The sequence below is a fragment of the Moorena sp. SIO3E8 genome (assembly GCF_010692445.1).
Lineage (GTDB): Bacteria > Cyanobacteriota > Cyanobacteriia > Cyanobacteriales > Coleofasciculaceae > Moorena > Moorena bouillonii.
Genome location: NZ_JAAHHM010000221.1, coordinates 1 through 7,134 on the forward strand (window position 1 = coordinate 1; position 7,134 = coordinate 7,134).

Genomic DNA, 7,134 nt, shown 5'->3' on the forward strand with positions numbered 1-7,134 from the left:
TTGTCTGGGGTCTGGGGTGTCTATTGTGTTGCTCGTTGTTTTTGCTTTTAAGGTAGGGAATCGGGAATCGGGAATCGGGAATCGGGAATCGGAAATCGGGAATCGGGAATCGGGAAACGGGAATCGGGAATCGGGAATCGGGAATCGGGAATCGGGAATCGGGAATCGGGAATCGGGAATCGGGAATCGGGAATCGGGAATCGGGAATCGGGAATCGGAAAAAAATCCTCTAAGGGAGTGAAGTTTCCTCGACTGGACGTACAATTATTGGTGTATCACTTTGCTCTGGCTTAAAGATTGCCTCAAGAGCCTCTTTTAGATTTTGAGCCATAATAATTTGGTTTTGATAAACCACAATAACTCGCACTAATGTTGGGAGACTATTTTGCTCAGCTTCTATATACAATGGCTCAACATACAGTAGGGATTGCTCGATGGGAATAACCAAAAGATTCCCCTGAACTGCTCTTGACCCTTTTTGATTCCATAAGGAAATTTGTTGAGAGATAACTGGATCTTGATTAATCAGAGCTTCAATTTGCTCTGGTCCATAAATTAGTTGTTGCTTGGGAAACTGATAAAGTAATAACTTGCCATATTGATCCCCATCAGAGCGACCAGCTAACCAACCAATTAAATTATTACGACCTGTAGGTGTATAGGGGTGGAGCAAGATAAATTCTTCTGATGTCTCCTTTTGCAGTTTCATGATAATGTAGTAAGGCTCTACTGGTTGAGATTTACCAGCATAAATTTCCTGGGGAATCCGCCACAAATCCTCTTGGTTGTAAAAGACCTGGGGGTCAGTCATGTGATATGATAACAAGCGCTCAGATTGGATGTTAAATAGATCAATGGGGTAGCGCAGATGAGTCCGCAAGCTGTTGGGCATCTCATCCAGTGACTTGAAGAAATTTGGGAAAATCTTACTCCAGGTTTGAATAATCGGGTCTTCTGGGTCAGCTATGTAGAAACTAACATCGCCATTGTAGGCATCAATAACGACTTTTACGGAGTTACGGATGTAGTTAAACTGGTTGTCACCTGGGTCGGCATAGGGGTAGCGATCGCTTGTGGTGTAGCCATCCACAATCCAGTAGAGATAATTTTCATTGACCCCTGATTCGCTTTCAGAAGTATCAGCAATTACCAGGTAGGGGTCAGCGTCATAGCGTAAAAAGGGAGCGATCGCTTGAATCCGTTGGCGAATATTACGGCGGAACAGTAACTTTGTTTCGGGTGTGAAATTCCCAGTCAGTAGCATCTGCCAGTCTTTGAGATACTGGGCAAACACTAACCGCCGCCAAAAGGAGTTTAGGCTAACACCATCAGTCCCATCGTAGGTGTTGTAAACGTTGTCGTCTCCACTGGGATAGTCTAATTCCTGAGTTTTGGTGGAGGTCATGATATAGTTATTGGTCAGTTCTCCGTAGTAAATTCGGGGTTGACCAATGGGGATACTATCACGAATCTCTGCAGAGGATGTATATAAGCTTCCTTTGAGCGCTTCACCTCCACCAGAACCGATGTCTTTAATAAAGTAATATGGCAATCCTCCTTCTCCTACCTGATTCACGGCAGAGAGGGTAAAGCCATAGCCATGGGTATAGACTAAGTGTTTGTTAACCCAGGTTTGTGCTTGTTTGGGCACAGCATCATAGTCTAATTCCCTTGCAGCAATCAGTACTTGTTGTTTTTGAGTTTGTGAAGGTTTTATCAGGGTTAAAGGTTGAAGGTTATTGGGTTGAAGGTTATTGGGTTGAAGGTTATTGGGTTGAAGGTTATTGGGTTGAAGGTTATTGGGTTGAAGGTTATTGGGTTGAAGGTTATTGGGTTGAAGGTTATTGGGTTGAAGGGGGTTTTTTGAACTTTCAACATTCAACTTGCTAACATTCAACCAGTCCAGATTCAACCAGTTAATATTCAACCAGGCAAGATTCAACTTGCTAACATTCAACTTGCTAACATTCAACTTGTCATCAACATTCAACTTGCTAACATTCAACTTGTCATCAACATTCAACTTGCTAACATTCAACTTGTCATCAACATTCAACTTGCTAACATTCAAGCCAGCCTTTAACTGGTTTGGATTAACTTTAATGGTGTAGCGATCAACATTGGCGTCGGGAAATTTGTAGTAAAGTCTCAGTTGTTGCAGCTGACGATTACTTTGTAATAAGGGGCGGGTATCCCACAGGGGAATGTTGTCGATGGTTAGGTGATTTTTTTCTAGATCGGTGCTGGTCAGATTACCTTGGGGGTTAAAGGTTTCAACTTCAATACTATCCAGCTCAAAAGCTGCTCTGGTTAGGGCAATAGTCCGAGCAATATAGGGTCGTTCTAAGGCTAACTCGTTGGGTTCGACTTTAAACCGTTGCACTGCTGCGGGTAAGATTACCCCAGCAATCCCCCATATACCTAGGTATAAGCCGAGTATCCACAATGCTACTGGTATTTTGGTGGGCAGGCGGCGTATCCAGACAATTGACCTCAAGAGTAACAACAGTGCGATCGCAAAGGCCAGAATGCTCAATCCTGTATTAAAGGGCAACTTGACTGAGACATTGGTGTAACCGGCACCGTAAGCCACACCACGGGTTGAATAGAGTAAATTGTACCGGGAAAGCCAATAGTGGAAGGCTGTGATTGCGGACACAGCAGACCCAAGGCCATACAGGTGCCGTAGTTGGTTTTGGGAAAATCCCGGAAATTTACCATCTGAAAGACTATTACCCGAGGTTAAGTAAATTAGCCATACTGCAACTAGACCAAAGAGAAATAATCCCCCTAGCCAAAAATCCAATAGTTGCCATAGGGGTACACCAAATACATAGAAGCCGATATCCTGTCTAAATAGTGGCTCGGTAGTGTTAAAGGCAGTGGGATAGAGATACTCTAAAATTCTGCCCCATTGTTCTGAGATCACCATCGCCCAGGAAAAACTTAGTGCTAGGGCGATCGCTCTTAACCACAACTGAGTATTCACCATTAGCCCTAGCATCACTGCGGAGATCATCCCCAGCTGCCAAACTAGATAGCTTTTGGATTCCGATAAAAATAGCTTTCCAAGAGATACCCAACCCAAGGGTGATGGTAAGGGGGGTGTTGCTTCACTCAGAAAGGTGGCTGACAAGGTTTTCCGATGGAAATCCCAAACGAAAAAGGCGGTTTTTCCGTAGTACAACAGCACCACCCCAACTAATAAACTGAGTGCTAGGGCAAAGGGCAAAAGCGATCGCAATCTGAAGGCTGGGCGTTTTCTAGAAAATTTTCTATCCGCTCTCACTCCCGATTTCACGATTGGGGAGGGTGAGTTTAACTGTGTTTGGTTAAGGGTTAAAGATGAAGAGTCAAGAGTTTTAAACCCTTTTAGCCAGGTAATCTCGAGGTCTGCTAAATTTTTCGGATGCTTGAATTGGTTGGCTAAGGATAAATTCGTCACCAAAAACCCCAATGATAGGATAAATACAATTACCCACAAACTCAGCTGGGTCTGCAAACGCAGCACGAAAGCGGATAGATAATCCACTTCCGTGAACCATAAAATTTCTGCTACCAGGTGAGATAGCAAATTCCAAGCTATCCATATACCTAGTAGCCCAGTAACCCAGCGCGAGAGTTTGGTCATTGGTCTTTAGTTTTGAGTCATTACCAGGATAGCGTGGTTCCTGAAAGACTCAAGGCTTTTGGACTTTCTCACGAACCACTTGCTAAATTGCTTGCTTGCCATTATCCAAATTAAACAGCATTTGTAACGATTCCATGGCCAGGCGTCGGGTTTCAATATCTTGCTGTGCTCGTAATTGCACCATGGGGTCATGAAGGATTTTGTTAACAATCCCTCTGGTTAGGGCTTCGATCACTTCTTGATGTTTTTCGGCAAATTCTGACCCGAGACGGGATAGAGCTTTCTCTAGCTCTTGCTCACGGATTGTTTCGACCTTGCTGCGCAAGCTGCTAATGGTAGAAACGGTTTCTAGGGAACGCCACCAGATGTCAAAGGCTTCTACTTCTTCGTATAAGAGTTCTTCTGCTTCCATGGCCATCTTACGACGGCTTTCTTGATTCTGTGCTACCACTGCTTTTAAGTCATCCACATTGAAGGAGTGGACAGTCTCTAGCTCATCAACATCCGCTGCCACATTACGAGGCACAGAAATATCAATTAGCATTAATGATTGGCTAGTCTGCAACACTCCTTCTAAATTCGACCGAGTCAGCAGTGGTTCGGTGGCACCGGTGCTAGTAAATACGATATCTGACTGAGCAACCACTGTCATCATATCTGACAACGAATCCAGTTTTAGATCCGCTTTGGGAAACGCTTTTGCTAACTCTTCAGCCCGTTTAGTGGAACGATTCAGAATTGAGATATCTACGGCACCTTTGGCCAGTAGATGTTTAACCAGTAAGCGAGACATCTTACCAGCACCAATAATTGCTATTTTATAGGGGGTCAAAGAGGTGCCATAAAGGGTCTCTACCTTCTGCTGAGCTAACTCTACTGCGGCTGAGCTAATGGATACTGCCCCTGTTCCAATACTGGTTTCGGTGCGAACTCGCTTACCGGCAGTAATTGCCTGTTTAAACAGTTTATTAAGTAGACGTCCAATTCCCTTGTGTTGCTGACCAAGTTTGTGGGTGGTTTTGACCTGAGCTAGAATTTGCCCTTCTCCTAACACTAGGCTATCTAGACCTCCAGCAACCCGCATTAAGTGCATGACTGCATCTTGATACAACAGAATAAATAGGTGGGGGCGCAATTTTGCTAGAGGAATGCCAGCTTTTTCTGTCAGAAACTGGCACAATTCTCGAATTCCTGCATCAGTTTCTGTGGTGACTATATAAACTTCTAACCGATTACAAGTACTCAGTATCGCTACCTCTTCTATATGAGGATAGCTACATAAGTGGGGCATCACAGTTTCTAACTGGGCTTCTGGAATGCTCAGTTTTTCTCTGACTTCAACCGGTGCTGTCTTGTGGCTCAGACCTACTACGGCAATATTCATGTTTTTGATGGGAATGTTTTGATAGGAGTAGGGAATAGGGAATAGGGAATAGGGAACAGGGAAAAAATATTGTGTACTTTATTAGTTTGAAAACCGTTATATTAGTAATTCTTTATCGGTTTCGCGGTACAAATGTTTTCTACAAATGTTTACTACAAATCCTTCCTAAGACGAACTTGAAGGAAGGGTTAAACTAGGTTTTAAACCTTCCTTCAAGCTTGAACTACTGTTGCGGTTAGGGCGTGTTTTCCAAGTTTTCCGCAAGATTATGATCCCCCCCAGCCCCCCTTAAAAAAGGGGGGAGCCATACTCGCTCGTCCCCCTTTTTTAAGGGGGATAATGGGGGATCTCCGAGGCAAGAAGACACGCCCTAGGCGCTACAGGGGTAAGGATTCGGCTGATAGCTGATAGCTGATAGCTGATAGCTTACCTACAAGGTTACAACCCTCTTCCTAAGAGTTAGCTCAATTGGATATACTTGGGCTGTTCAAACATATGAACGGTGTCCACAAACCGAGCGGTCTTGGACTGACTGGAAATAACTAGGCTTTGAGTCCGTGCTCCACCTTGGAAGAACCGAACCCCTTCCATCAGGGTTCCTGGGGTGATACCGCAAGCAGCAAACAGTACGGTTTCGCCAGAGGCTAGTTCCTCAGCATTGTAAACCTTATCGGGGTCGGTAATCTTCATTTCTGCGAGCCGTTCTAGGTTGCTTTCTTTGCTCTCCCCAATCAGACCAGTTTTCACGATGGCGGGATCGTAGATCAGCTGACCTTGGAAGTGTCCCCCTAAGGCACGCATTGCTGCTGCTGAGATTACCCCTTCTGGCGCAGCACCGATTCCCATCAAGGCATGGATATTGGTACCAGCAAAGGCACAGGAGATGGCGGCGGAAACGTCACCGTCACTAATCAGTCGCACCCGAGCACCAGCTCCCCGGATTTCGTTGATCAAGTCCTTGTGACGGGAACGGTCCATCACCACCACTACCAGTTCATCAATGGAGCGCTCTAGACAATCGGAGAGGATTTTAAGATTTTCCGTTGCGGACTTGTTGATATCTACATGATTCTTGGCTTGGGGTGGTGCTGCCAGCTTTTTCATGTAGAAGTCAGGAGCAGCAAATAGACCACCCTTCTCAGAAATAGCTAGCACTGCCATGGAACCGTTTTGCCCATAGGCAACTAGGTTGGTTCCTTCACAGGGGTCAACCGCAATATCAATTTCTACCAGCTCATCTGGGTTACAGAAGTTGGCAGCATCCTCTTGGGTACAAATCCCAACTTCTTCACCAATGTAGAGCATGGGAGCATCATCCCGCTCCCCTTCTCCAATTACAATGCGACCCCGCATATAGATCTTGTTCATCCGCTCCCGCATGGCTTCTACAGCCACTTGGTCAGCAGTGTTTTTCTCTCCTTTACCCATCCATTTGGCGGATGCGATCGCAGCTTTCTCTACGACTTCTATAATTTCTAAACCTAGTGTATTTTCCAAAGCGCCCGTTCTCCCAAAAGCTTGATGAGCTTAATTTCTTAATTATTTGTTTACAGTCTTTAAGTCTATCAGAGCGTGGTATTTCGTAGAAGGGAACAGGGAATCGGGAATCGGGAATCGGGAATCGGGAATCGGGAATCGGGAATCGGGAATCGGGACTGAAATCCTTGTTTACTCTAGGGTTTAGCTTTGTTGAGGCTGGGCAGGGGGCTGTGTGGAAACGGTTGCGATCGCATCACCCTAGGGAATCGGGAATCGGGAATCGGGAATCGGGAACAGTGAGTGAAACCCTTTTCCCTCGTTAGTTTCAAATTCCCCCCTTATTAAGGGGGGTTAGGGGGGATCACCCACACTGCCTATTTCTTGTTTGCCCCCTAAATCCCCCAATTCTGGGGGACTTTGATATCATTACTACCCATTTTGGGGTTATGGCGTGTCTTCAAACTCGAATATCCCCCTAAATCCCCCTTAAAAAAGGGGGACTTTGAGTATAGCTCCCCCCTTATTAAGGGGGGTTAGGGGGGATCACCCACACTGCCTATTTCTTGTTTGCCCCCTAAATCCCCCAATTCTGGGGGACTTTGATATCATTACTACCCATTTTGGGGTTATGGCGTGTCTT

The 7,134-nt window shown here is 45.3% G+C and carries 5 protein-coding genes and 1 pseudogene; 1 reads left to right on the plus strand and 5 read right to left on the minus strand.

Annotated elements, in window-relative coordinates:
- From F6K46_RS37050 to glpX, 4 genes and pseudogenes are all read right to left on the minus strand, one after another.
- Positions 1-264: pseudogene (locus F6K46_RS37050) on the minus strand (hypothetical protein); the annotation flags it as partial.
- Positions 230-3,631 carry a UPF0182 family protein gene (locus tag F6K46_RS37055; protein ID WP_293067780.1) on the minus strand — a complete coding sequence of 1,134 codons (3,402 nt, stop codon included), beginning with the start codon at positions 3,629-3,631 and terminating at the stop codon, positions 230-232. The gene F6K46_RS37055 and the pseudogene F6K46_RS37050, both read right to left, overlap by 35 nt.
- A gap of 82 nt (positions 3,632-3,713) precedes the next feature.
- The gene (locus F6K46_RS37060) at positions 3,714-5,015 is read right to left on the minus strand and encodes a glutamyl-tRNA reductase (protein WP_293067783.1); all 1,302 of its coding nucleotides are present in this window, start codon (positions 5,013-5,015) and stop codon (positions 3,714-3,716) included.
- A gap of 459 nt (positions 5,016-5,474) precedes the next feature.
- Entirely contained in the window at positions 5,475-6,512 is a 1,038-nt protein-coding gene (gene glpX / locus F6K46_RS37065; RefSeq protein ID WP_293067786.1) for a class II fructose-bisphosphatase, read from the minus strand.
- 46 nt (positions 6,513-6,558) lie between these two features.
- Here glpX and F6K46_RS37070 point away from each other — a divergent pair, with 46 nt between their 5' ends.
- Positions 6,559-6,699 (plus strand): hypothetical protein, encoded by a 141-nt coding sequence (locus F6K46_RS37070; RefSeq protein ID WP_293067788.1) that lies wholly within the window; start codon positions 6,559-6,561, stop codon positions 6,697-6,699.
- Here F6K46_RS37070 and F6K46_RS37075 read toward each other — a convergent pair.
- The gene (locus F6K46_RS37075) at positions 6,689-6,823 is read right to left on the minus strand and encodes a hypothetical protein (protein WP_293067791.1); all 135 of its coding nucleotides are present in this window, start codon (positions 6,821-6,823) and stop codon (positions 6,689-6,691) included. The two genes, F6K46_RS37070 and F6K46_RS37075, sit on opposite strands and share 11 nt — an antisense overlap.
- Between the last annotated feature and the right edge of the window lie 311 nt (positions 6,824-7,134).

What these genes read in the sequence shown, in the direction of transcription:
- F6K46_RS37055 (WP_293067780.1), bottom strand. Translation starts at nt 3,631, where the DNA reads ATGACCAAACTCTCGCGCTGGGTTACTGGGCTACTAGGTATATGGATA.
- F6K46_RS37060 (WP_293067783.1), bottom strand. Translation starts at nt 5,015, where the DNA reads ATGAATATTGCCGTAGTAGGTCTGAGCCACAAGACAGCACCGGTTGAA.